Raw genomic sequence first — 23,002 nt, forward strand, 5'->3', positions numbered from 1 at the left:
CATAACCTACCCTATTTATTTTCAAAATAAAGGTGGAGGAGGTTTTTCGTGTGAAGAATCTTAAAATCATTTGGATATATCGTTTAGGATTATTGTTACTCGTTTTTCTTTGTTTGCTTGTCTTCTTAAAAATTAAACCGCTATGGGCGCCGATCATTTTTGTATTTAAAGTGGCGATTACACCGTTTCTTATTGCGTGTTTTATTGCATATTTATTGCACCCTTTAATTGAAAAGATTCATAAAGAGGGAATGCCTCGCACGCTTGCTATTTTGCTCATTTACATCCTGTTCTTTGGCGGGATTGGGTATGGAATTTATAAAGGAACGCCAGTTGTGATTAAGCAGTTACAAGAGATTAATGAACAATTTCCGCAGTTTACAAAAATGTACGATTCTTGGATGGATGGGGTTACAGAACAAACCGCAAATTTCCCATCGTTTATTCATGAAAAGGTGAAACAAATTTTTGGTGGTGTAGAAACGAAGATTCAAGCACTTTTAAATAAAGTAATGAGTACAGCTCGTGGTGTACTTGATTCGTTGCTCATTATCTTCTTAATACCGTTCATTGTATTTTACATATTAAAAGATTATGGTGAGTTTTATCATATATTTTGGAAATTAGTCCCGAGTAAATGGCGTAGTACCGGCCAAATGCTTGCGAAAGAAATTGATAAGTCACTCGGAAGTTATATTCGAGGTCAGTTATTTGTTTGTTTAGTATTAGGGGGAGTATCTGTTCTTTCTTTTTGGTTTATCGGTATGAAATATCCACTATTACTTGGCATCATCATCGGGATAACCGATATAATCCCGTACTTTGGCCCTATTTTAGGGGCGATTCCGACGTTGATGATCGCGGCAACGGTATCGACGAGCTTACTCATTAAGGCGGGGATTACGATTGCTATTTTGCAGTTTTTGGAAAGTAACATTTTATCTCCTTACATCGTCGGTAAATCACTTCGTATGCACCCTGTTATTATTATGCTTGCATTACTAGTTGGGGGAGAAGTTGCGGGGATTGTTGGCTTGCTAGTATCAGTTCCAATTTTAGCTGTTATTCGTACAGTTATTGTGCATGTGAGACCTCTTTGGAAAAGAGAAGATGTTTAAATATGAAAGCCCTCTATGTATGGAATAGAGGGCTAATTATATATTTATTTAGGGAGCTGTTCGTATATTTTTTGAATGAGTGAGCTCACATCATTCGTTTGAATACGTTTTTAGCTTTGTTCAATAAGGTTGTCATTGTAACCTCTCCTTTTATTATTAATAATAAAAATTTCATATTCACATTTATTGATACGATGCATAATATATGAGAAGGCCGTTAAGAATGGATAGTAAAATAACTATGATTAATAAGTAATTAATACAATATAAATGATTATCTACATTGACAAACTTAAGAGAATTCAATTATATTTAGTCATATAATACATTAAATCAATGACGGAACAAGTACGTTACAGTCCATTTATAGAGAGAAGCTTCCACTGGCTGAAAGAAGCTTTAAATGAAGGGTAACAGAAAGCTAATCCTGAGAGCAGCTAATCACTGCCGTTTTGCCACGTTACGGCACCATGAGGTGATGATTTGATTCGTATCGTAATCAATTCATAATTAGGGTGGTATCGCGAGTTAACTCTCGTCCCTTTTATAGGGGCGGGAGTTTTTTATATTTAAGGAGGAAAATACAATGAAACAACTAACAGGCGCTCAAATTCGTCAAATGTTTTTAGACTTTTTCCAAGAAAAAGGACATGCAGTAGAACCTAGTGCATCACTAGTTCCACACGAAGATCCATCTCTTCTTTGGATTAACAGTGGTGTAGCAACATTGAAAAAATATTTTGATGGACGCGTAATCCCGCAAAATCCACGTATTACAAATGCTCAAAAATCAATTCGTACAAACGATATTGAAAACGTAGGGAAAACAGCTCGTCACCATACATTCTTTGAAATGTTAGGAAACTTCTCAATCGGTGATTACTTTAAAGAAGAAGCAATTACTTGGGCTTGGGAATTCTTAACGAGCGACAAATGGATCGGATTCGATAAGGAATTACTATCAGTTACAATCCATCCAGAAGATGATGAAGCATTCACAATTTGGAATGAGAAAATGGGTGTTCCGAAAGAGCGTATTATCCGCTTAGAAGAAAACTTCTGGGATATCGGTGAAGGACCAAGTGGACCGAATACAGAGATTTTCTATGACCGTGGAGAAGCTTACGGTAATGATTTTAGTGACCCAGAATTATATCCTGGCGGAGAAAATGAGCGTTACTTAGAAGTATGGAACCTTGTATTCTCTCAATTTAACCATAATCCAGACGGTTCATATACACCACTTCCTAAGAAAAACATCGATACAGGGATGGGTCTAGAGCGTATGACATCTATCGTTCAAGATGTGCCTACAAACTTTGATACAGATCTATTTATGCCGATGATTGGCGCAACAGAGTCAATTTCTGGTGAGAAATATCGTAATGGCGACTTAGAAAAAGATATGGCATTTAAAGTAATTGCTGACCATATCCGTACTGTAACATTCGCTGTTGGTGATGGTGCTCTTCCATCTAACGAAGGCCGTGGTTATGTATTACGTCGTTTATTACGCCGCGCTGTTCGTTACTCGAAGAAATTAAACATCAACCGTCCATTTATGTTTGAATTAGTACCGGTTGTTGGAGAAGTAATGAAAGACTTCTATCCAGAAGTACTTGAGAAGAAAGATTTCATCGCAAGAGTTGTGAAAAACGAAGAAGAGCGTTTCCATGAAACACTTCATGATGGTGAAGCAATTTTAGCTGAAGTAATCGCAAAAGCAAAAGAAGAAAAAACAACTGTTATTTCTGGAGTAGATGCGTTCCGTCTATATGACACATACGGATTCCCTATTGAATTAACAGAAGAATATGCAGAAGAAGCTGGTATGACAGTTGATCAAGCAGGTTTTGAAAGTGAAATGGAAAAACAACGTGAGCGCGCACGTGCTGCTCGTCAAGACGTTGATTCTATGCAAGTTCAAGGCGGTGTCCTTGGAGAAGTTAAAGTAGGAAGTGAATTCGTTGGTTACGGTACAGTTGCAACAGAAAGTAATGTTGTTGCACTTGTGAAAAACGGTGAATACACAGACAGTCTACAAGCAGGTGAAGAAGGACAATTAATGCTTGATGTAACACCATTCTACGCTGAGAGCGGTGGACAAATTGCAGACCGTGGTTACCTTCTTGCAGATGGCGTAAAAGTGCTTGTAAAAGACGTACAAAAAGCACCAAACGGCCAAAACTTACACAAAGTTGTTGTGGAAGAAGGTACATTAACGAAAGACGCGGCTGTGAAAGCTCTTATTGATACAAAGAACCGTAGTAACGTTGTGAAAAACCATACAGCAACTCACTTACTACACCAAGCATTAAAAGATGTACTTGGAATGCACGTTAACCAAGCGGGTTCTCTTGTAACTTCTGAACGTCTACGTTTTGACTTCTCTCACTTCGGTCAAGTACAAGCTGACGAATTAGAAAAAATTGAGCGTATTGTAAACGAGAAAATTTGGGAAAGTATTGATGTTGAGATTTCTCAAAAAGCGATTGAAGAAGCGAAAGAAATGGGCGCAATGGCATTATTCGGTGAAAAATACGGTGATGTTGTACGCGTTGTACAAGTTGGCGATTACAGCTTAGAGCTTTGCGGTGGTTGTCACGTTGATAACACAGCTTCTATTGGTATTTTCAAAATCGTTGCTGAGTCTGGTATCGGTGCAGGAACTCGTCGTATTGAGGCGGTAACTGGTAAGTCTGCATACGAATTAATGAACGATCAAGTAGGCTTATTAAAAGAAGCAGCTGGAAAAATGAAAACAAATCCGAAAGATATTTTAACAAGAGTGGATGGTCTATTTGCTGAAGTGAAACAACTGCAAAAAGAAAACGAATCTCTTGCTGCGAAATTAAGCAATATCGAAGCTGGAAACTTAACTGATTCTGTAATGACAGTTGATGGCGTGAAAGTATTAGCGGCGAAAGTAAACGTTGCAGATATGAACAACTTGCGTACGATGATGGATGACCTGAAAAATAAATTAGAGTCAGCAGTTGTCGTATTAGCTTCTGTAAATGATGATAAAGTAAACATTCTAGCAGGTGTAACAAAAGACTTGATTAGTCAAGGTTACCATGCTGGTAAACTTGTGAAAGAAGTAGCTTCTCGTTGCGGCGGTGGCGGTGGTGGCCGTCCTGATATGGCACAAGCAGGCGGTAAAAACCCAGCTCAAGTTGAAGAAGCTTTAGCATTTGTACAAGAGTACGTTAAATCTGTTTCAAAATAAAGAGATAGTAGTGTACAATGGTAGGGAGAGGAGAAGTTCTTCTCCCTATACTTACTATATAAGTGAGGTGCTTGAAATGGACGGTTTTGATAAAACAATGAAGTTTAGCATTCAAGATGAAAAACAGAGTGTCCATGTAAATGATGTACTTTTAACTGTGTATGATGCACTTCAAGAAAAAGGCTATAATCCGATTAACCAAATCGTTGGTTATTTATTAAGTGGAGACCCAGCATACATACCTCGCCATAAAGATGCACGAAGCATCATTCGCAAGCTTGAACGTGATGAGTTAATCGAAGAGCTTGTGAAGTCTTACTTGAAACATCATCGTGAGGAGTAGTTTATGCGGATATTAGGTTTAGATGTAGGTACAAAAACAGTCGGAGTTGCGATTAGTGACGAAATGGGCTGGACAGCGCAAGGACTAGAAACAATTAAGATTAACGAAGAACGAGGTCAATTTGGTTTTGACCGTATTTCTGAGTTAGTAAAACAGTATGATGTGGACAAAATAGTAGTAGGTTTACCTAAAAATATGAATGGTACAATTGGCCCACGTGGTGAAGCTTGCCAGCAATTTGCAGAAAACCTACGAGAGCTGTTACAATTAGACGTTGTAATGTGGGACGAGCGTTTGTCGACGATGGCAGCGGAACGTCTACTCATTTCAGCTGATGTAAGTCGTAAGAAGAGAAAGCAAGTCATCGATAAGATGGCTGCAGTCGTAATCTTACAAGGGTTTTTAGATAGTAAATAAGAGGTGACCAAAATGGAAGAAAATCAAATTACAATTGTAGACGAAAAAGGTAACGAACATTTATGTGAAATTATTTTCACTTTTGATGCTGAAAAATTTGGCAAAAAATCATACGTAGTCTTCTCTCCAATCGGTGAAGTAGACGAAGATGGAGACCAAATTTATGATGCAATGGCTTATGAGCAAAACGAAGAAGAGGGCGGAACTTTACTTCCAATCGAATCTGAAGAAGAGTGGGAAATGGTACAAGAAATGTTCAACACTCTTGCTGATGAGCAAGACGCAGAATAATAACCGCTGAGAAGATGGACGATATACAGTCCATCTTTTTTTTATCCCGCTATTTGCCGGACAGTAAGACCCCGCACCTCAAAATTTAGCGAAAGCAAAGAAGTTAGGCGGGCTGCCCTGCCCGTAAACGCCCGATTGGTGAAGGCTAATAATCAGTGGGAGTCGAATAAAATCCCCACTGATTAAAGTTTCACTTTATATGTAGAATGAAAGATTTTTTGTCGAAACTGTGTAATCCTTTGTAGTATAATGAGACGGATTGTACAAAAATAAGGTGTCTATCAAAAAACGATAGGTAAGTTTGCTATGTTTTTCCATCGCGTTGTATAGAAATATGTACATATGGCCTACAATTGAATAAGGAGGAAGAGTTTTGATAGAGAATCAAGTGAAAAAGAAGCGTAGACGCATTTTTTTATTTTCGATTATTGCACTGCTTTTAGTTTTTGGTTCAGTCTATGCGTATATTTCATCTGCATTAGGACCAGTTGATAGCGGGAATAAAAAAGAAATTGAAGTAGAAATCCCAAAAGGATCATCTACTAGTAAAATTGGTGAGATTTTAGAAGAAAAAGGTGCTGTGAAAAACGGTACAGTTTTTAGTTTTTATACAAAGGCTAAATCAAAAAATTTACAAGCTGGTACATATTTGTTGAATCCTTCAATGAGTGCTAAAGATGTCATTGAACAAATGTCATCGGGCAACGTACATCGTCCAGCTCTTTATAAACTGACGATTAAAGAAGGAGCGCAAGTAACTGAAATAGCAGAAGTGATTGCGACAGAATTAAAGTGGAATAAAGATGATGTTGTGCGTCAATTAAACGATAAAGCATTCGTTCAAAAAATGCAGCAAAAGTATCCGAAGTTATTAACGGATAAAATTTTTGATAGCAATATTAAATATCCGTTAGAAGGGTATTTATATCCTGCGACGTATTCGTTCTATAAGAAGGATACGACATTAGAAGAGATTGTGACTCCGATGCTGGAGAAGACAAATGCGATTATCGTCCAGAACGAGGCGAAAATGAAAGCGAAGAACTGGGATGTTCATCAGCTTTTAACATTGTCTTCACTTATTGAAGAAGAGGCAACAGGCTTTACAGATCGCCAAAAGATCTCTAGCGTTTTCTATAATCGTTTAGCAAAAGGTATGCCGCTTCAAACGGATCCAACGGTATTATACGCGCTTGGAAAGCATAAGCAACGTGTATTATACGAAGATTTAAAGGTGAATTCACCGTACAATACGTATGTTGTAAAAGGATTACCAATTGGACCAATTGCAAACTCTGGTAAAAATTCAATAGAAGCGGCGTTAGAGCCTGCGCAAACAGATTATTATTATTTCTTAGCTGCACCAAGTGGTGAAGTGTACTATGCGAAAACGTTAGAAGAGCATAATGCATTAAAGCAAAAATATATTACGAAAAAACAGTGAAATGGGGAGGGATCGCGAAAAGTGTCGCACATCCCTCTTTTTTGTGGTAAAATATATCGGGTTAAAAACTGGCAGAAGAATCGTTTTTAATATCAAAACGGGACGTACAAGCTAAAGGTAAAGCTGGCTTGTATTTTTATTGCATTCTATGTGTGAAAAGACGTCATAGAGGCACTTCTCCATGTAAATAAGGAGGACCATTTATGGAGGATGCAGTTAACGAGTACCTATTATCATTTATTGATCCAAAAGATAAATTAATTCTTGAAATGGAAGAATATGCAACAGAAAACCATGTGCCGATTATGGATCGACTTGGAATGGAATTTATGCTGCAATTTTTACGTTTAATTGGACCGAAAAGCATTTTAGAACTTGGAACAGCAATCGGTTATTCTAGTATTCGTATGATGGAAGCTATTCCAAATTCACGTATTGTGACAGTAGAGCGCAATCGTGAACGATATGAAAAGGCACTTGAATATATAGAACGTTCCCCAGTAACAGATCGCATTTCTGTTATTTACGGCGATGCGTTAGAAACGGGCGAACAAGTGCAAGAACATGGAACATTTGATGTTATTTTTATTGATGCAGCGAAAGGGCAATACCGTCGCTTTTTTGATTTATACGAACCGTTACTAAATCCTGGTGGCGTTATTATTTCAGATAATGTTATGTACCATGGCCTTGTAACGACTAAAGAGAAGATTGAAAACAGACGTACACGTGGTTTAATCCGTCGTATTAAGACGTACAATGAATGGCTTATGAACCATGAAGGATATGATACAACGATTTTCCCAATTGGTGATGGGGTAGCTGTTAGTAAAAAGAGAGGGTGACAAAGGTATGAAGAAACCTGAATTGTTAGTAACGCCAAAAACAGTGGCGGATATCGAACCTCTTGCGAAAGCAGGAGCAGATGCGGTAATGATCGGTGAGCAAAAGTTTGGTTTACGTTTAGCAGGGGAATTTTCACGTGAAGATGTAAAACAAGCTGTTCATATTGCACATGAAAATGGTGTGAAAGTATATGTGGCAATGAATGCTATGTTCCATAACGATAAAGTAGAAGAGTTAACAGATTATGTTGCATTTTTAAACGAAGTAAATGTAGATGCAATTGTTTTCGGAGATCCAGCGGTATTAATGGCTGTTCGCGAAGTAGCGCCAAATATGCAGTTGCACTGGAATACAGAAACAACAGCAACAAACTGGTTTACTTGTAACTACTGGGGACAAAGAGGAGCAAAACGCGCTGTATTAGCTCGCGAGCTTAGCCTAGATGAAATTGTTGAATTAAAAGAAAATGCTGAAGTGGAGCTTGAAGTCCAAATTCACGGTATGACTTGCATGTTCCAATCGAAGCGTTCGCTAGTAGGAAACTACTTTGAGTATCAAGGACGTAATCTTGACATTGAAAAGAAAAAATATGAAGAGAATATGTTCTTATATGATCCAGAGCGTAACAATAAATATCCAATTTATGAAGATGAAAATGGTACTCATATTATGAGCCCAAATGATATTTGTTTCATCGATGAATTAGAGGAACTAATCGATGGTGAAGTAGATAGCTTAAAAATTGATGGTGTATTAAAAAGTTCTGAGTACATTATCGAAGTAACGAAAAAATATCGTAAAGCAATTGATTTATGTGTAGAAGATCGTGATGCGTATTATGACGTGAAAGACGATTTATATAAAGAGATAGAAGAAATGCAACCAGTAAATCGTCCGTTAGATACAGGATTCTTCTTTAAAGAAACGGTTTACTAAACGAGGAGGGTGTAGGACATGACTGTACAAGAAATTTCACGAGTGATCGATGGCAAACGCGTTATTGTGAAGAAACCTGAACTGTTAATCCCTGCGGGTAACTTAGAAAAATTAAAAGTAGCTATCCATTACGGGGCAGATGCTGTATATTTAGGTGGACAAGAATTTGGTCTTCGTTCGAATGCAGGTAACTTTACGCTGGAAGAAATGGCAGAAGGCGTTGAATTTGCAAAGAAATATGGAGCAAAAATATACGTAACGACAAATATCTTTGCGCATAATGAAAATATGGACGGGCTAGAGGAATATTTAAAAGGGATTGAAAAAGCTGGCGTAACGGGAATTATCGTTGCTGATCCGCTTATTATTGAGACGTGCAAACGTGTAGCACCTTCTGTTGAGGTGCATTTAAGTACACAACAATCACTATCCAACTGGAAAGCAGCACAGTATTGGAAAGAAGAAGGTTTACATCGTCTTGTATTAGCTCGTGAAGCGAGCTATGAAGAGATGAAAGAAATTAAAGAAAAAGTGGATATTGAAATTGAAGCATTCGTCCATGGTGCAATGTGTATCGCATATTCTGGAAGATGTACATTAAGTAACCATATGACAGCACGTGACTCTAACCGTGGTGGTTGTTGTCAGTCTTGTCGCTGGGACTACGATTTAGTTCAAACAGTATCACAACATAAAGATGCAAAAGAGCTTCCTCTATTCCAAGAAGAAGATGCTCACTTTGCGATGAGTCCAAAAGATTTAAATTTAATCTTATCGATTCCGAAAATGATTGAAATTGGAATTGATAGCTTAAAGGTTGAAGGACGTATGAAATCAATCCATTACGTAGCGACTGTAGCAACTGTATATCGCAAAGTAATTGATGCGTATTGTGCGGATCCAGATAACTTTGAGTTTAAACAAGAATGGTTAGATGAGCTTGATAAATGTGCAAATCGTGATACAGCTCCTGCATTCTTTGAAGGGGTTCCAGGGCATCAAGAGCAAATGTTTGGAAATCATAGCAAGAAAACAACGTATGATTTTGCTGGTTTAGTGTTAGATTATAATGAAGAAACGGGCATCGTAACGATTGAGCAACGTAATCATTTCAAACCAGGACATGAAGTGGAGTTCTTTGGACCGGAAATAGAAAACTTTACGCAGACGGTGGAGAAAATTTGGGATGAGGATGGAAACGAATTAGATGCAGCGAGACATCCGTTGCAAATCGTGAAATTCAAAGTGGATCAACCAGTGTATGTGAATAATATGATGCGCAAAAGCATACTTCAATAAGAAAGAGTGATAGTCGAATGGGGACGAATAAGCCTGTTGTAATTGGAATTGCTGGTGGTTCAGGATCAGGTAAAACGAGTGTAACGAAAGCGATTTTTGACCATTTTAAAGGTCATTCTATTTTAATCTTAGAGCAAGATTATTATTACAAAGATCAAAGCCATTTACCAATGGAAGAGCGTTTAAAAACAAATTATGATCATCCGCTTGCGTTTGATAATGATTTGTTAATTGAACATTTGCAGCAGTTGCTTGCATATGAGCAAATTGATAAGCCTGTATATGACTATACATTGCATACGCGTTCAGAAGAAGTTATTCCAGTTGAACCGAAAGATGTAATCATTTTAGAAGGAATTCTTATTTTAGAAGACCCACGTCTTTGTGAGTTAATGGACATTAAGCTATTTGTTGATACAGATGCGGACCTTCGTATCCTGCGTCGCATGCAGCGCGATATTAAAGAGCGTGGTCGTACAATGGATTCAGTTATTGATCAATACGTAAGTGTTGTACGTCCAATGCACAATCAATTTATTGAGCCTTCTAAGAAATTTGCGGATATTATTATCCCTGAAGGTGGACAAAACCACGTTGCAATTGATATTATGGTGACAAAAATTGCAACAATTCTTGAACAAAAAGTAAATTTGTAATAGCATAGTAAAAGATATACGATAGGAAGGGATTTTTTCCCTTCCTATCGAATACAATGAAACATGCAACCTCATCTATATATAGGTGAGGGCATATTTATATCAACTTTCCATACATATCTTCTTTATATAAAGAAGAATTGGAAATACGGGGTTGTATGTGACAACTCCGCTAGTGCACGCGTGCTAGAAACCTCCGCTCTACATATAAGCGGGGGAGTTTTCATATGGAACTCCTCTTTTTTTCGGGGGATTGGTATATAAAAGGAGTGGAAAATATGGCAACAGAAAAAACATACCCTATGACGCAAGAGGGTAAGCAAAAGCTAGAGAACGAACTTGAGGATTTAAAAACGGTAAAACGTAAAGAAGTTGTAGAGCGCATTAAGATTGCACGTAGCTTCGGAGATCTTTCTGAGAACTCTGAGTACGATGCAGCGAAAGATGAGCAAGCGTTCGTAGAAGGACGTATTACACAATTAGAAAACATGATTCGTAACGCAGTTATCATCACAGATAACGGTGAAGAATCTACTGTTGTTACATTAGGTAAAACAGTAACATTTAAAGAGTTACCAGGTGGAGATGAAGAATCTTACACAATCGTAGGTAGCGCAGAAGCTGATCCATTTGAAGGAAGAATTTCTAACGATTCTCCAATCGCTAAAAGCTTATTAGGTAAGCAAATTGGTGAGAAGGTAGCAATTCAAACTCCAGGTGGAGAAATGCAAGTAGAGATTATCTCTGTAAAATAAAAAAAGATTCTCCCGTCGGGAGAATCTTTTTTTATTTTTATTGTATCTGTAGAATGAAAAACTTGTATGAACATTCGAATGATTCGACAAGAAATGTCAAAAAAATATTGTCAGCTTTGATATCATAATTAAGAACTATAGGTTTTAATAGGGAAAAGGGGCTAATTATGAAACATAAAATCTTTACAGGACTGGTTTGTAGTATATCCATATTAGGGCTCGTTGCATGTGGAACGAATGAGGAAACTACATCATCAAAGGGCGAAAAAATAAAGCAAGAAGAAAAAAAGCAAGAAGAAAAAAAGGATACTAGAGCAACTGAGAGTTCAAAAAGCGTAGAAAATCCACAAGATAAAAAGGAATTTGATGATTTTGACGTAGCGTATCAATTAGCTATTGTGATGAAAATGTTTCAAAATGTAACAATTAAGTATGATTATGCGATTGGGAATCCAGATTATTTATTGCGAGATTCAATGGATCAAAAAACAATAGATGATATGAAGAATATGTTGCAAGAACAGGCGAAGAATAATGATAAAATTTTAAAGGATGAAGTGAATCAAGCATACACATATTTAAAACAATCGAAAGTAAGTAATAAAGATGATATTCAAAAAATAATAGATGCAGAAAATAATTACTTACAAATTGTAGATAAAATGATTGCTTGTATTGATTCTGTAACAGTCGAGAATGCTAAAGAAAAAAGAAGTGAAATGAATAATTTAAGTGAGGAATATTTAAAAGTAGCGGCTAACGTGACAACTACTGTAATTGAAGCTGCCAAAAACTCTGGAGTGAATGAAACAGAATTTAAATCGCTTCTTATGAAATTTCTAGAGCAGCCAAAGAAGCAATAACAGCTTATGTAATATGTTTTTTGTTTTGTAGCTTGTATAAATAAAATGGTACCTCGTCTAAACTACAATAGACGAGGTGTTTTTTATGGAAATAAAACGGAGAATTACAATTGTTTTAATTTGTTTTATATGTTTCATGTTGTTATTACTTTGTCGTTTAATTCAAATACAAATTATAGATACAGAATCATTTACGGATCGTAAGATTAATTTAATTGAAAAAAGTGTTACGCAACGGACGCAATCTATTACGATAGATGATGGAAGAGGGCGTTTTATATATCAGAACGGTAAGGAAATAGATGAGGAAAAGTATCCGGTATTAATTATTTTTCCATTTTTACAAATAAAAAATGGCATGTTAGAGAAAATTGCGCATATCATTGGTTTGTCGAGACAAGAGATCGAGAATCAAATGAAAGATAAGAAAAATGCCTTTGTATTGCAAAGAGGAACTGGTCCATTTCGATTGACACAAGAGCACATGGAAAAGGTGAATCAATTAAATGTATTAGGTGTTGTAGCAGCCGAAGTTCGATTAAAGAAAACTGGAGCGATGAATCATTTAATTGGCGATGTGGGAGAGAATGAACAAGAATTTCAAAAGCGATACGGAGAAGTGAAAAAAATTTCAAAGCAAACGCCAATCGGTATTTCTGGATTACAGCAATCATTTGATGAATTTCTATTGACTGATGGAGAGGTAAAGGTATTGTATCAAGTGGATCGACAAGGGGAACCGATTTTTGGAAAACAAGCGAAATATACTTCACCAGGAAATCCATTTTATCCAGTTACGATTCAGACTACTTTACATAAAGAATTGCAGCAAAAAGCAGAACAGGCAATTGAAGAAAGTGAAATAAAGAAGGGGGGATTAGTATTACTTGATGTAAAGAAGAATGAAATTTTGGCGATGGTCAGCAAACCATCTGTACAAATGAAAGATAAGAATTTATATAAGACTACACTTGAAAATCAAATGTTAACACCACATTTTCCAGGCTCTGTTTTTAAAACAGTAGTTGCCGCGGCAGCGATTGATCAAAATGTGAATGTATTTAACCGTACATTTAATTGTGATAAAGATTTATATGGTGAAAATCGTCCGCAAGTTATGATGGGTACAATTAGTTTTAAAGAGAGCTTTGCTAGAAGCTGTAATAGGACGTTTTCAGAGTTAGGTAATGAGCTAATACAAAAGGATAGGACGGTGCTAGAAACTTATGTAGCGGCTTTAGGGGGCGCTGGAAAGATTGGGTGGAAAGGTTCGGTATTTCATACAGATCGTTTTGAGCAAATACCTGAGGAGAAGGGTGCTACTATTTGGGGGAGTGAAGTAAATAAGAATAGTAAAAAAGCAGTAGCACAAACAGCAATTGGACAGAAAGATGTACGTATATCACCTTTAGCGATTGCAAATATGATGGCGACGATTGCTAGAAATGGAGAACCGATGGAAGTGAAAGCTGTTGAAAAAATAGTGTACAAAAATGGAACGGATTTTTTTACATTTGAAAACCATACATTAAATGGAAAACAGCTTTCGTATGAAACAGTAAAAACATTACAAGAGTTATTAAGAAGCGTTGTAACAACGGAAAAAGGAACAGGAGCAGCATTCAGGTCGTTACCATTAAGTGTCGCCGGAAAATCTGGGACAGCGCAAACAGGAAAAGGAACGAAAGTGAATCGCTGGTTCGCGGGTTATTTTCCATATGAAAATCCAAGATATGCTTTAGTTGTCGTCGATATAGAAACTGATAGCAATATAAATAAAGTTACACCTGTTTTTAAAGATGTTGTAGAAGCAATTTATCGATTAGAGAATGAAAAGTAATCTTGCAATTTATAGTAAAATGTTTTCATTTCATGAAAATATTATTGTAAATGTTCAACCTTTCTAGATTTAATGTTACAATAGCAAGTATGAAAAACTGCATGGAGGTTTGAAGAATGGCAGGAGGATCTAGATTCCAACAGAAACAACAAAAACGTCGTCAAAACGGTGTTTTAAATATTGCAATTGCTATTGTGTTACTATTAGTAGCTATTGTAGCATACCAATTGTTTGTTCCTAATACGAAAGAGCAAGCATCTTCTACTGAAAAGAAAGTATCTCAACAAACAACAAAGAATGAGAAGGCTGGAAAATCAGAAGATAAAGAATCTACTAAGAAAAAAGAGCAAGCAGAAGCTAAACAAAAAGAAGAAGAAGAGAAGCTAAAAGCTGAGGAAGAAAAGAAAAAAGCTGAAGAAGAAGAAGCTAAATCTAATGAAAAAGTACCAGCTGAAAAAACACAGCCACAGGCAACAGATGCTTATACGAAATCTTCTTGGAAGCCAGTAGGAACAGAACAAGGTGCAACACCTGCGATGACGTTTAAAAAAGGTACAGCAGATTGGAATGAGATGAATCAAGCCATTTCAGCTGCAATTGACGTTCCGGTAGAGCAATTAGTTATTCATAGAATCGGAAATAACGGTAAGAATAAAGCTTACGGCAACGTACAAGATAAGCAATCAGGTAAAAAATATTATGTAAATATTGATTGGGTAGAAAATGAGGGCTGGAAACCAGTACTTGTTCAAACGCTAAACTAAAAAAGAGAAGCTCCTTAGGAGCTTCTCTTTTTTAGTTAGCGTAATTTTTTTAATTTAAAATGAACAACTGCGCTATAATACGGTCTTTTGCTTTCGGGATCCATAACCATTTGATGTGAGATGTGATGGACTTCAAGCATAAGTGCTTTATTATTATCGATTTGTTCACTAATTTTTCGTTCTAAAGAAGCTAAGTCTCCCGCTTCAAAAAATTCTACTTTATCTTCTAACATTTCAAAGGTAAATGACACGAAGACGACCCCTCTCCTATGTAATCCCCTATAGTGTAACAAAGAAAAGAAGGAAATACCATGTGCATTTCAATTGACATTTTTAGAAAGAGGGCATATCATACTGATAAAACCGATAAGAAAAAGGGGAATTTTTATGGGTACAGAATTTAATGGTTTATTTGATGAGTGGGCTCATACGTACGACTCATTCGTACAAGGTGAAGATATACAATATAAAGAAGTTTTCGCCCGTTATGAGGACATTTTAGAGGATGTAGTTAACAAGTCATTTGGTAATGTATTAGAATTTGGCGTTGGTACTGGCAATTTAACAAATAAATTATTACTTGCCGGCCGCACAGTTTACGGTATAGAACCGTCACGTGAAATGCGCAGTATTGCTAAAGAGAAATTGCCAAAAGAGCTTTCCATTACAGAAGGTGATTTTCTTTCGTTTGAAGTCCCAAATTCAATTGATACAATTGTGAGCACCTATGCATTTCATCATTTAACAGATGAAGAAAAAAATGTAGCGATTGCGAAGTATAGTCAATTACTAAACAAAGGTGGTAAAATAGTGTTTGCTGATACGATATTTACAGATCAAGATGCATATGATAAAACTGTTGAAACAGCAAAACAAAGAGGTTTTCACCAGTTAGCAAACGATTTGCAAACAGAATACTACACACGTATTCCTATCATGCAATCTATTTTTGAAAGCAACGGCTTCCATGTAACGTTTACGAGATTAAATCATTTCGTTTGGGTAATGGAGGCAACTAAGCAATAGAAAGAGGGATTAGATTGAGAATTGCTGTAATTGGAGCAATGGAAGAAGAAGTACGTATTTTACGTGACAAATTAGAACAAGCAGAAACAGAAACGGTTGCGGGTTGTGAATTTACGAAAGGACAATTAGCAGGACATGAAGTAATCTTGTTAAAGTCTGGTATTGGTAAAGTAAATGCAGCGATGTCAACGACAATTTTATTAGAAAGATATAAGCCTGAAAAAGTAATTAATACTGGTTCAGCTGGTGGATTCCATCATTCTCTAAATGTTGGAGATGTCGTTATTTCAACTGAGGTTCGTCATCATGACGTAGATGTAACAGCATTTAACTATGAGTATGGTCAAGTACCAGGAATGCCGCCTGGATTTAAAGCTGATGAAGCGTTAGTTGCATTAGCTGAAAAATGCATGCAAACAGAAGAAAGTATTCAAGTTGTAAAAGGTATGATTGCAACAGGCGATTCATTTATGAGTGATCCGAACCGCGTTGCAGCCATTCGTGATAAATTTGAAGATCTTTATGCAGTAGAAATGGAAGCAGCAGCTGTTGCACAAGTATGCCACCAATATGAAGTTCCGTTTGTTATCATTCGCGCACTTTCTGATATTGCGGGTAAAGAATCAAATGTTTCATTTGATCAATTTTTAGATCAAGCAGCTCTTCATTCTACAAACTTTATTATAAAAGTACTAGAAGAGTTAAAGTAATGTAACAAAAAGGCAACTGTCTCATATAAAGAAAATACATACAGTTGCCTTTTCTTTATTGGCAAATAAGGGGGAGAACACGATGAATGTATATCGTGGAGTTCATGAGTTAATTGGTCATACACCAATTGTAGAAATTACTCGTTTTTTACTTCCGAAAGGAGTCCGTTTATTTGCAAAGCTTGAATTTTATAACCCAGGTGGAAGCGTTAAGGACCGTTTAGGAAGAGAATTAATCGAAGATGCACTAGAAAAAGGGCTTGTTACGCAGGGTGGAACAATTATTGAACCGACTGCTGGAAATACTGGTATTGGACTGGCACTTGCAGCGTTAGAACATGATTTACGCGTCATTGTTTGTGTACCAGAGAAATTTAGTATTGAAAAACAAGAATTAATGAAAGCATTAGGTGCAACGGTCGTGCATACACCGACTGAGCAAGGAATGACCGGTGCAATTGCAAAGGCAAAAGAATTAGTTAGCGAAATACCGAATTCATACTCTCCAAGTCAATTTGCGAATGAAGCAAATCCTCGTACGTATTTTAAAACACTAGGTCCTGAACTTTGGGATGCACTTAACGGAGAGATTAACATATTTGTTGCAGGTGCAGGGACTGGCGGTACGTTTATGGGAACTGCGTCTTATTTAAAAGAGAAAAGTATTGATATTAAAACGGTTATTGTAGAACCAGAAGGATCTATTTTAAATGGTGGTAAAGCGGGTTCACATGAAACAGAAGGAATTGGTCTTGAATTCATTCCGCCATTTTTAAAAACATCGTATTTTGATGAAATTCATACAATTTCTGATCGAAATGCATTTTTACGTGTGAAAGAATTAGCGCAAAAAGAAGGTCTTCTCGTTGGAAGCTCTTCAGGAGCAGCATTTCATGCAAGCTTACTTGAGGCGGAAAAGGCAAAACCAGGTACAAATATTGTAACGATTTTTCCGGATAGTAGTGAGCGCTATTTAAGTAAAGACATATACAAAGGATGGGAATAAAAAATGAGAGCAAAGACAAAGTTAATTCATGGTATTCGCATAGGAGAACCTTCAACTGGATCTGTAAATGTACCGATTTATCAAACAAGTACGTATAAACAAGAAGCAGTTGGTAAGCATCAAGGATATGAATATTCACGTACAGGCAATCCAACACGTGCAGCTTTAGAAGAGATGATTGCTGTATTAGAAAACGGTCATGCTGGATTTGCATTTGGTTCAGGAATGGCTGCTATTACAGCGACAATTATGTTGTTCTCAAAAGGAGATCATGTCATTTTAACAGATGATGTGTATGGCGGAACATACCGCGTTATTACGAAAGTCCTAAACCGCTTCGGTATTGAACATACATTTGTAGATACAACAAACTTAGAGGAAGTTGTAGAAGCGATTCGTCCAAATACGAAAGCAATTTATGTGGAAACACCAACGAACCCATTACTGAAAATTACTGATATTAAGAAAATATCCACTCTTGCGAAAGAGAATGATTTATTAACAATTATTGACAATACATTCATGACGCCATATTGGCAGTCGCCGATTTCTTTAGGAGCAGACATTGTACTTCATAGTGCAACGAAATATTTAGGAGGTCATAGCGACGTAGTTGCAGGTTTAGTAGTTGTAAATAGCCCGCAATTAGCAGAAGACCTTCACTTTGTACAAAACTCAACAGGAGGCATTCTTGGCCCACAAGATAGCTTCTTACTACTTCGTGGTTTAAAAACATTAGGAATTCGTATGGAAGAGCATGAAACGAATTCACGCGCAATTGCTGAGTTTTTAAATAACCATCCAAAAGTAAATAAAGTATATTACCCAGGTCTTGAGTCACATCAAAACCATGAATTAGCAACGGAACAAGCAAACGGATTTGGTGCCATTATCTCATTTGATGTAGATAGTGAAGAAACGTTAAATAAAGTACTCGAGAAATTACAATACTTTACACTTGCTGAAAGTTTAGGAGCAGTAGAAAGTTTAATTTCTATCCCATCTCAAATGACGCATGCATCAATCCCAGCAGATCGCCGCAAAGAATTAGGAATTACAGATACATTAATTCGTATTTCTGTCGGTATTGAAGACGGTGAAGATTTAATTGAAGATCTAGCACAAGCGCTAGCATAAAAAAATGCACTGCTAATATAGAGCAGTGCATTTTTTTTATACTATTTTGTGAAATTTTTCACAAAATAGACATACACATATGAAATGATTTCATGTATATTGAATTCATGAAGTGTTACTCACGAACAAACTTGTGAAAAGTTTCACAAACAATGAAGTTCATGTAGGAAAGCAACTCTATTTTTTTTGCGCTAATCGGGACTGATTATGACCTATAGGGTCTTATTTAGTCCAAGATAGCAGAATAGGAGGAAATTTACATGGTAGTCAAAGAGAAAGTTGTAAATGAAATGCAGGAAGTAAAAGAGATGATTGATACGTTAGTGAATAACGGTCGGAAAGCTTTACAAGCATTAGAAAGTTTTACACAAGAGCAAATTGACAACATTGTTCATGAAATGGCACTAGCAGGTGTTGACCAACATATGCCACTAGCAAAGTTGGCTGTTGAAGAAACGGGCCGTGGTGTATATGAAGACAAATGTATTAAAAATATTTTTGCCACCGAATATATTTGGCATAGTATAAAAGAAGATAAAACAGTAGGAATTATTCACGAAGACCCTCATGAAGAAATAATAGAAATTGCGGAACCTGTCGGTGTCGTTGCAGGAGTAACACCAGTTACCAATCCAACGTCGACAACGATGTTTAAAGCGTTAATCGCGATAAAAACGAGAAATCCAATTATTTTCGCATTTCATCCCTCCGCACAAAAGTGTTCTATTGCAGCGGCAAAAACAGTATACGATGCAGCGGTGAAAGCTGGTGCACCAAAGCATTGTATTCAATGGATTGAAAGACCGTCTGTTGAAGCGACAAAACAATTAATGAACCATGAAGGTGTTGCACTTGTTTTAGCAACTGGAGGGGCTGGTATGGTGAAGTCAGCTTATTCTACCGGAAAACCAGCACTAGGCGTTGGTCCTGGGAACGTACCATGTTATATAGAGAAATCGGCACATGTAAAACGAGCTGTTAATGATTTGATTCTATCGAAGACATTTGATAACGGTATGATTTGTGCATCGGAACAAGCAATCATTATCGATAAGGAAATTTATGATGATGTTAAGAAAGAAATGATGGCAAACAATTGTTACTTTGTAACAGAAGAAGAGAGAAAAAAATTAGAAAAACTTGTTATTAATGAAAATACATGTGCAGTAAATAGTGATATTGTTGGGAAATCAGCACAGTATATTGCTGAATTAGTAGGGATTACTGTACCTGAAGATACAAAAATGCTTGTAGCTGAAATACAAGGCATTGGAGCAGCATATCCACTATCTCGTGAAAAATTGAGTCCAGTATTAGCTTGTGTAAAAGCAAATTCATTAGAAGAAGGATTTACATATTGCGAAGACATGTTGAACCTTGGTGGTCTAGGCCATTCAGCAGTCATTCATTCTACAAACAAAGAAGCGACAAAACAGTTTGGGTTACGTATGAAAGCTTGCCGTCTCATTGTAAATGCACCTTCATCACAAGGTGGAATTGGAGATATATATAATGGATTTATTCCATCCCTTACGCTTGGCTGTGGTTCCTACGGGAAAAATTCAGTTTCTAAAAACGTAACAGCAACGCATTTATTAAATATAAAAAGGTTGGCGAATAGAAAAAAGAATATGCAGTGGTTCAAATTACCACCAAAAATTTATTTTGAAAAACATGCTACAGCATATTTAGCTAATATGCCGAACATTTCCCGCGCATTTATTGTAACGGATTCAGGAATGGTTGAACACGGATATGTAGATACAGTGACGCACTATTTACGTAAACATGCAAATGATGTGAAAGTTGAAGTGTTCTTTGAGGTCGAACCAGATCCATCAGATGAAACTGTGTTTAAAGGTGCGGAAATGATGAAAAGCTTCAAACCTGATGTAATTATCGCGCTTGGTGGTGGTTCAGCAATGGATGCAGCAAAAGGCATGTGGCTATTCTATGAGCATCCGGAAACAACATTCTATGGCATTAAACAGAAGTTTTTAGATATAAGAAAACGTACATGTAAATATCCGAACTTAGGAAATAAAGCGCAATTTGTTGCCATTCCAACAACATCGGGAACAGGATCAGAAGTGACACCATTTGCGGTTATTACAGATAAGAAAAATAATATAAAATATCCACTCGCAGATTATGAATTAACACCAGATGTAGCAATTGTTGACCCGCAATTTGTAATGACAGTACCACCTCATGTAACAGCAGATACTGGGATGGACGTATTAACGCATGCAATCGAGGCGTATGTCTCTGTTTTGGCAAATGACTATACAGATGGGTTAGCATTAAAGGCAATTGATCTCGTATTTAAATATTTACCGAGAGCATATAAAGATGGAAATGATGAAGAAGCACGAGAAAAAATGCATAATGCTTCCGCAATCGCAGGGATGGCATTTGCAAATGCTTTCTTAGGTATTAATCACAGTTTAGCGCATAAAATTGGACCAGAATTCCATATTCCACATGGGCGTGCGAACGCAATTCTTATGCCTCACGTAGTCCGCTATAATGCTATAAAGCCAAGAAAGCACGCATTGTTCCCGAAATATGAGCATTTTGTAGCAGATGAACGATATGCACATATTGCGAGAATGCTTGGGCTTCCAGCAAGTTCTGCGGCAGAAGGTGTAGAATCACTCGTCCAAGCAATTATTACACTTGGAAAAAGCCTGAATATTAATATGAGCATTGCAGGGCAAGGAGTCGATCAAGAGCAATTTGAAGAGCTTGTTGGAGTATTAGCCGAAAGAGCTTTTGAGGATCAATGTACAACGGCAAATCCAAAATTACCGCTTATTTCAGAACTGAAAGGAATTTATATGGAAGCGTATAAAGGTGTGTAATAGATAAGAAAGAGTCGCAATGAAGCGACTCTTTCTCTTTTGGAAAACATCTCCCTCACTGGCTGTATTTACTTGTCTTTAAGTTTAATAGAATATGATACAGTGAAATGGAGGAGTGAGAACACAATGAAAGAATTACAAGGAAAAATAGAAGATTATACAAGGTTTGGACAAATCCTTCTCGCTGTAAGTACATTGTTAATGGTTGGTCTATTGATTCCGAATGGAGCAAAAGAAACAATACAATCTTTCGTTATGATGGGAAGCATCGTTATATTTTTAAGTTTATCAGTCTTTTTCTTTCAGCGCGTAAAAGTGATACGCAATCAGTTAGAGGAAAATGAATGTGAGTAATAGCGTTAAATGGGGCACTACGAAAAGAATGAATCTTTTCGTAGTGCTTTTTTGCTTTTTGCCAAAAATGTATGCGTTTCATATTGACAATGATAATCCCTATCAATTAAAGTAGAGTAGTAGTTAATGATTATCATTATCAATTAGAGGTGAAGAATGAAAAAATCTATTACGCTATTCACAGCGATTTTATCTATTTTTTTCTTATTAATAGGTTGCAGTGCAAAAGGAGACGAAAAAGCATCTGCAACAAAAACAGAAAAAGGAAAAGAGAAAATCGAGGTTACCGACCTGTCAGGAAGAAAGGTAACATTCGATAAAGTGCCAGAAAGTTTTGCAACATTAAGTATGGGAGACATGGATATTATTCATGCTTTAGGTGGAAAAATAGTAGGTCGTCCGGATACGAAATTAACTCTTCCAGAGGAGTTAAAGAAAGCGCAAGTAATTGGGAATGCGCATCAGCCTAATTTTGAGCAAATTGCTAGCTTAAAGCCGGATGTACTTATTGCTAATAATGGGTTCCAAAAGAATGTTCCAACGGTTGAAGGACAAGGAACGAAAGTAATAATCTCTTCTGCGAATTCTGTACAAGATATTCAAAAAAATATTGAACTATACGGAACGATAATGAAGAAAGAAGATAAGGCGAAAGTACTTAACCAAAAAATTAATGATCAAATGAAGAAATATGAGAAAAAGAACGATGTGAAAGCATTGCTAGTGTATGGTGCACCAGGTACTTATTTAGCCGCATTACCAACATCTTTATCAGGTGATATTTTAGAAAAAACAGGCGGGAAAAATATTGCAGCTGATTTTCCAGAAATGAAGGAATATCCGCAATATGCGCAGCTAAGTGTAGAACGCATTATTGAGGCGAATCCTGATGTGATTTATTTAATTACACATGGAGATCCAAATAGTGTGAAAAAAGCATTCGAAGGCGAAATGATGAAAAATGAAGCGTGGAAAAATTTAGACGCAGTAAAACAAAATCGTGTAGTGATTTTACCACCAGACTTATTTGGATCAAATCCAGGAACAAAAGTTACAGAAGCGATGGACTTTATGTATAAAAGTATACAAGATGTAAGGAAATGA

General features: G+C 36.7%; 22 protein-coding genes and 1 other annotated feature. Of the genes, 21 read left to right on the top strand and 1 reads right to left on the bottom strand.

Features of this window, described 5'->3' with window-relative positions; genetic code table 11:
* Positions 1–50: 50 nt before the first annotated feature.
* The 14 genes from ACQKNI_RS24325 to ACQKNI_RS24390 all read left to right on the top strand — a co-directional run bounded on the left by ACQKNI_RS24325 (position 51) and on the right by ACQKNI_RS24390 (position 14,801).
* Complete coding sequence (locus tag ACQKNI_RS24325) at positions 51–1,118, top strand: AI-2E family transporter (RefSeq protein ID WP_088230655.1); 1,068 nt, start codon at positions 51–53, stop codon at positions 1,116–1,118.
* A gap of 327 nt (positions 1,119–1,445) precedes the next feature.
* Positions 1,446–1,664: a binding site (T-box leader), on the top strand.
* A 40-nt stretch (positions 1,665–1,704) separates the two neighbouring features.
* Positions 1,705–4,347, top strand: coding sequence for an alanine--tRNA ligase (alaS, locus tag ACQKNI_RS24330; protein ID WP_088230654.1), 2,643 nt, complete (start codon positions 1,705–1,707; stop codon positions 4,345–4,347).
* Positions 4,348–4,423: 76 nt separating this feature from the next.
* Complete coding sequence (locus ACQKNI_RS24335) at positions 4,424–4,690, top strand: IreB family regulatory phosphoprotein (protein WP_000348590.1); 267 nt, start codon at positions 4,424–4,426, stop codon at positions 4,688–4,690.
* A gap of 3 nt (positions 4,691–4,693) precedes the next feature.
* On the top strand, positions 4,694–5,107 hold the full coding sequence (gene ruvX / locus ACQKNI_RS24340; protein WP_001221197.1) for a Holliday junction resolvase RuvX: 414 nt from the start codon (positions 4,694–4,696) through the stop codon (positions 5,105–5,107).
* Positions 5,108–5,119: 12 nt separating this feature from the next.
* The gene (locus ACQKNI_RS24345; protein WP_098945906.1) at positions 5,120–5,398 is read left to right on the top strand and encodes a DUF1292 domain-containing protein; all 279 of its coding nucleotides are present in this window, start codon (positions 5,120–5,122) and stop codon (positions 5,396–5,398) included.
* 373 nt (positions 5,399–5,771) lie between these two features.
* A complete protein-coding gene (gene mltG / locus ACQKNI_RS24350; RefSeq protein ID WP_088230653.1) occupies positions 5,772–6,842 on the top strand; it encodes an endolytic transglycosylase MltG in 1,071 nt (356 codons plus the stop codon).
* 203 nt (positions 6,843–7,045) lie between these two features.
* Positions 7,046–7,687, top strand: a complete 642-nt coding sequence (locus tag ACQKNI_RS24355; RefSeq protein WP_088230652.1) for an O-methyltransferase — start codon at positions 7,046–7,048, stop codon at positions 7,685–7,687.
* Positions 7,688–7,694: 7 nt separating this feature from the next.
* Complete coding sequence (locus tag ACQKNI_RS24360) at positions 7,695–8,624, top strand: peptidase U32 family protein (protein ID WP_088230651.1); 930 nt, start codon at positions 7,695–7,697, stop codon at positions 8,622–8,624.
* An 18-nt stretch (positions 8,625–8,642) separates the two neighbouring features.
* Positions 8,643–9,923: a peptidase U32 family protein gene (locus ACQKNI_RS24365; protein WP_000217969.1), complete on the top strand. Its 1,281-nt coding sequence runs from the start codon at positions 8,643–8,645 to the stop codon at positions 9,921–9,923.
* Positions 9,924–9,940: 17 nt separating this feature from the next.
* Entirely contained in the window at positions 9,941–10,579 is a 639-nt protein-coding gene (gene udk, locus ACQKNI_RS24370) for a uridine kinase (protein WP_000537082.1), read from the top strand.
* 278 nt (positions 10,580–10,857) lie between these two features.
* On the top strand, positions 10,858–11,334 hold the full coding sequence (gene greA / locus ACQKNI_RS24375) for a transcription elongation factor GreA (RefSeq protein WP_000179964.1): 477 nt from the start codon (positions 10,858–10,860) through the stop codon (positions 11,332–11,334).
* A 167-nt stretch (positions 11,335–11,501) separates the two neighbouring features.
* A complete protein-coding gene (locus ACQKNI_RS24380; protein WP_088230650.1) occupies positions 11,502–12,197 on the top strand; it encodes a hypothetical protein in 696 nt (231 codons plus the stop codon).
* 85 nt (positions 12,198–12,282) lie between these two features.
* Positions 12,283–14,037 (top strand): peptidoglycan D,D-transpeptidase FtsI family protein, encoded by a 1,755-nt coding sequence (locus ACQKNI_RS24385; protein WP_088230649.1) that lies wholly within the window; start codon positions 12,283–12,285, stop codon positions 14,035–14,037.
* Positions 14,038–14,153: 116 nt separating this feature from the next.
* Positions 14,154–14,801 (top strand): YrrS family protein, encoded by a 648-nt coding sequence (locus ACQKNI_RS24390; RefSeq protein ID WP_088230648.1) that lies wholly within the window; start codon positions 14,154–14,156, stop codon positions 14,799–14,801.
* A gap of 35 nt (positions 14,802–14,836) precedes the next feature.
* Here ACQKNI_RS24390 and ACQKNI_RS24395 read toward each other — a convergent pair whose 3' ends face one another.
* Positions 14,837–15,052 carry a YrzA family protein gene (locus ACQKNI_RS24395; RefSeq protein WP_000010984.1) on the bottom strand — a complete coding sequence of 72 codons (216 nt, stop codon included), beginning with the start codon at positions 15,050–15,052 and terminating at the stop codon, positions 14,837–14,839.
* A 136-nt stretch (positions 15,053–15,188) separates the two neighbouring features.
* Between ACQKNI_RS24395 and ACQKNI_RS24400 the strand changes: the two genes are divergently transcribed.
* The 7 genes from ACQKNI_RS24400 (at position 15,189) to ACQKNI_RS24430 (ending at position 23,002) form a co-directional block, all read left to right on the top strand.
* Entirely contained in the window at positions 15,189–15,827 is a 639-nt protein-coding gene (locus ACQKNI_RS24400; protein ID WP_088230647.1) for a class I SAM-dependent DNA methyltransferase, read from the top strand.
* 14 nt (positions 15,828–15,841) lie between these two features.
* Positions 15,842–16,537 (top strand): 5'-methylthioadenosine/S-adenosylhomocysteine nucleosidase, encoded by a 696-nt coding sequence (gene mtnN / locus ACQKNI_RS24405; protein ID WP_088230646.1) that lies wholly within the window; start codon positions 15,842–15,844, stop codon positions 16,535–16,537.
* An 82-nt stretch (positions 16,538–16,619) separates the two neighbouring features.
* Positions 16,620–17,543, top strand: coding sequence for an O-acetylserine dependent cystathionine beta-synthase (locus ACQKNI_RS24410; protein WP_088230645.1), 924 nt, complete (start codon positions 16,620–16,622; stop codon positions 17,541–17,543).
* A 3-nt stretch (positions 17,544–17,546) separates the two neighbouring features.
* A complete protein-coding gene (locus tag ACQKNI_RS24415; protein WP_088230644.1) occupies positions 17,547–18,680 on the top strand; it encodes a bifunctional cystathionine gamma-lyase/homocysteine desulfhydrase in 1,134 nt (377 codons plus the stop codon).
* Between the two features lie 260 nt (positions 18,681–18,940).
* Positions 18,941–21,544: a bifunctional acetaldehyde-CoA/alcohol dehydrogenase gene (gene adhE / locus ACQKNI_RS24420; RefSeq protein ID WP_088230643.1), complete on the top strand. Its 2,604-nt coding sequence runs from the start codon at positions 18,941–18,943 to the stop codon at positions 21,542–21,544.
* A gap of 126 nt (positions 21,545–21,670) precedes the next feature.
* Complete coding sequence (locus ACQKNI_RS24425; RefSeq protein WP_141552080.1) at positions 21,671–21,898, top strand: YrhC family protein; 228 nt, start codon at positions 21,671–21,673, stop codon at positions 21,896–21,898.
* Positions 21,899–22,054: 156 nt separating this feature from the next.
* The gene (locus tag ACQKNI_RS24430) at positions 22,055–23,002 is read left to right on the top strand and encodes an ABC transporter substrate-binding protein (protein WP_088230640.1); all 948 of its coding nucleotides are present in this window, start codon (positions 22,055–22,057) and stop codon (positions 23,000–23,002) included.

It is taken from the genome of Bacillus sp. NPDC094064 (assembly GCF_050279585.1).
GTDB lineage: Bacteria > Bacillota > Bacilli > Bacillales > Bacillaceae_G > Bacillus_A.

Coding starts and splice junctions, on each gene's coding strand:
- ACQKNI_RS24345 (WP_098945906.1), top strand. CDS start 5,120: ATGGAAGAAAATCAAATTACAATTGTAGACGAAAAAGGTAACGAACAT.
- ACQKNI_RS24380 (WP_088230650.1), top strand. CDS start 11,502: ATGAAACATAAAATCTTTACAGGACTGGTTTGTAGTATATCCATATTA.
- adhE (WP_088230643.1), top strand. CDS start 18,941: ATGGTAGTCAAAGAGAAAGTTGTAAATGAAATGCAGGAAGTAAAAGAG.
- ACQKNI_RS24430 (WP_088230640.1), top strand. CDS start 22,055: ATGAAAAAATCTATTACGCTATTCACAGCGATTTTATCTATTTTTTTC.
- alaS (WP_088230654.1), top strand. CDS start 1,705: ATGAAACAACTAACAGGCGCTCAAATTCGTCAAATGTTTTTAGACTTT.
- ruvX (WP_001221197.1), top strand. CDS start 4,694: ATGCGGATATTAGGTTTAGATGTAGGTACAAAAACAGTCGGAGTTGCG.
- ACQKNI_RS24335 (WP_000348590.1), top strand. CDS start 4,424: ATGGACGGTTTTGATAAAACAATGAAGTTTAGCATTCAAGATGAAAAA.
- ACQKNI_RS24365 (WP_000217969.1), top strand. CDS start 8,643: ATGACTGTACAAGAAATTTCACGAGTGATCGATGGCAAACGCGTTATT.
- ACQKNI_RS24385 (WP_088230649.1), top strand. CDS start 12,283: ATGGAAATAAAACGGAGAATTACAATTGTTTTAATTTGTTTTATATGT.
- udk (WP_000537082.1), top strand. CDS start 9,941: ATGGGGACGAATAAGCCTGTTGTAATTGGAATTGCTGGTGGTTCAGGA.
- ACQKNI_RS24360 (WP_088230651.1), top strand. CDS start 7,695: ATGAAGAAACCTGAATTGTTAGTAACGCCAAAAACAGTGGCGGATATC.
- greA (WP_000179964.1), top strand. CDS start 10,858: ATGGCAACAGAAAAAACATACCCTATGACGCAAGAGGGTAAGCAAAAG.
- ACQKNI_RS24415 (WP_088230644.1), top strand. CDS start 17,547: ATGAGAGCAAAGACAAAGTTAATTCATGGTATTCGCATAGGAGAACCT.
- ACQKNI_RS24355 (WP_088230652.1), top strand. CDS start 7,046: ATGGAGGATGCAGTTAACGAGTACCTATTATCATTTATTGATCCAAAA.
- ACQKNI_RS24410 (WP_088230645.1), top strand. CDS start 16,620: ATGAATGTATATCGTGGAGTTCATGAGTTAATTGGTCATACACCAATT.
- ACQKNI_RS24390 (WP_088230648.1), top strand. CDS start 14,154: ATGGCAGGAGGATCTAGATTCCAACAGAAACAACAAAAACGTCGTCAA.
- ACQKNI_RS24400 (WP_088230647.1), top strand. CDS start 15,189: ATGGGTACAGAATTTAATGGTTTATTTGATGAGTGGGCTCATACGTAC.
- ACQKNI_RS24425 (WP_141552080.1), top strand. CDS start 21,671: ATGAAAGAATTACAAGGAAAAATAGAAGATTATACAAGGTTTGGACAA.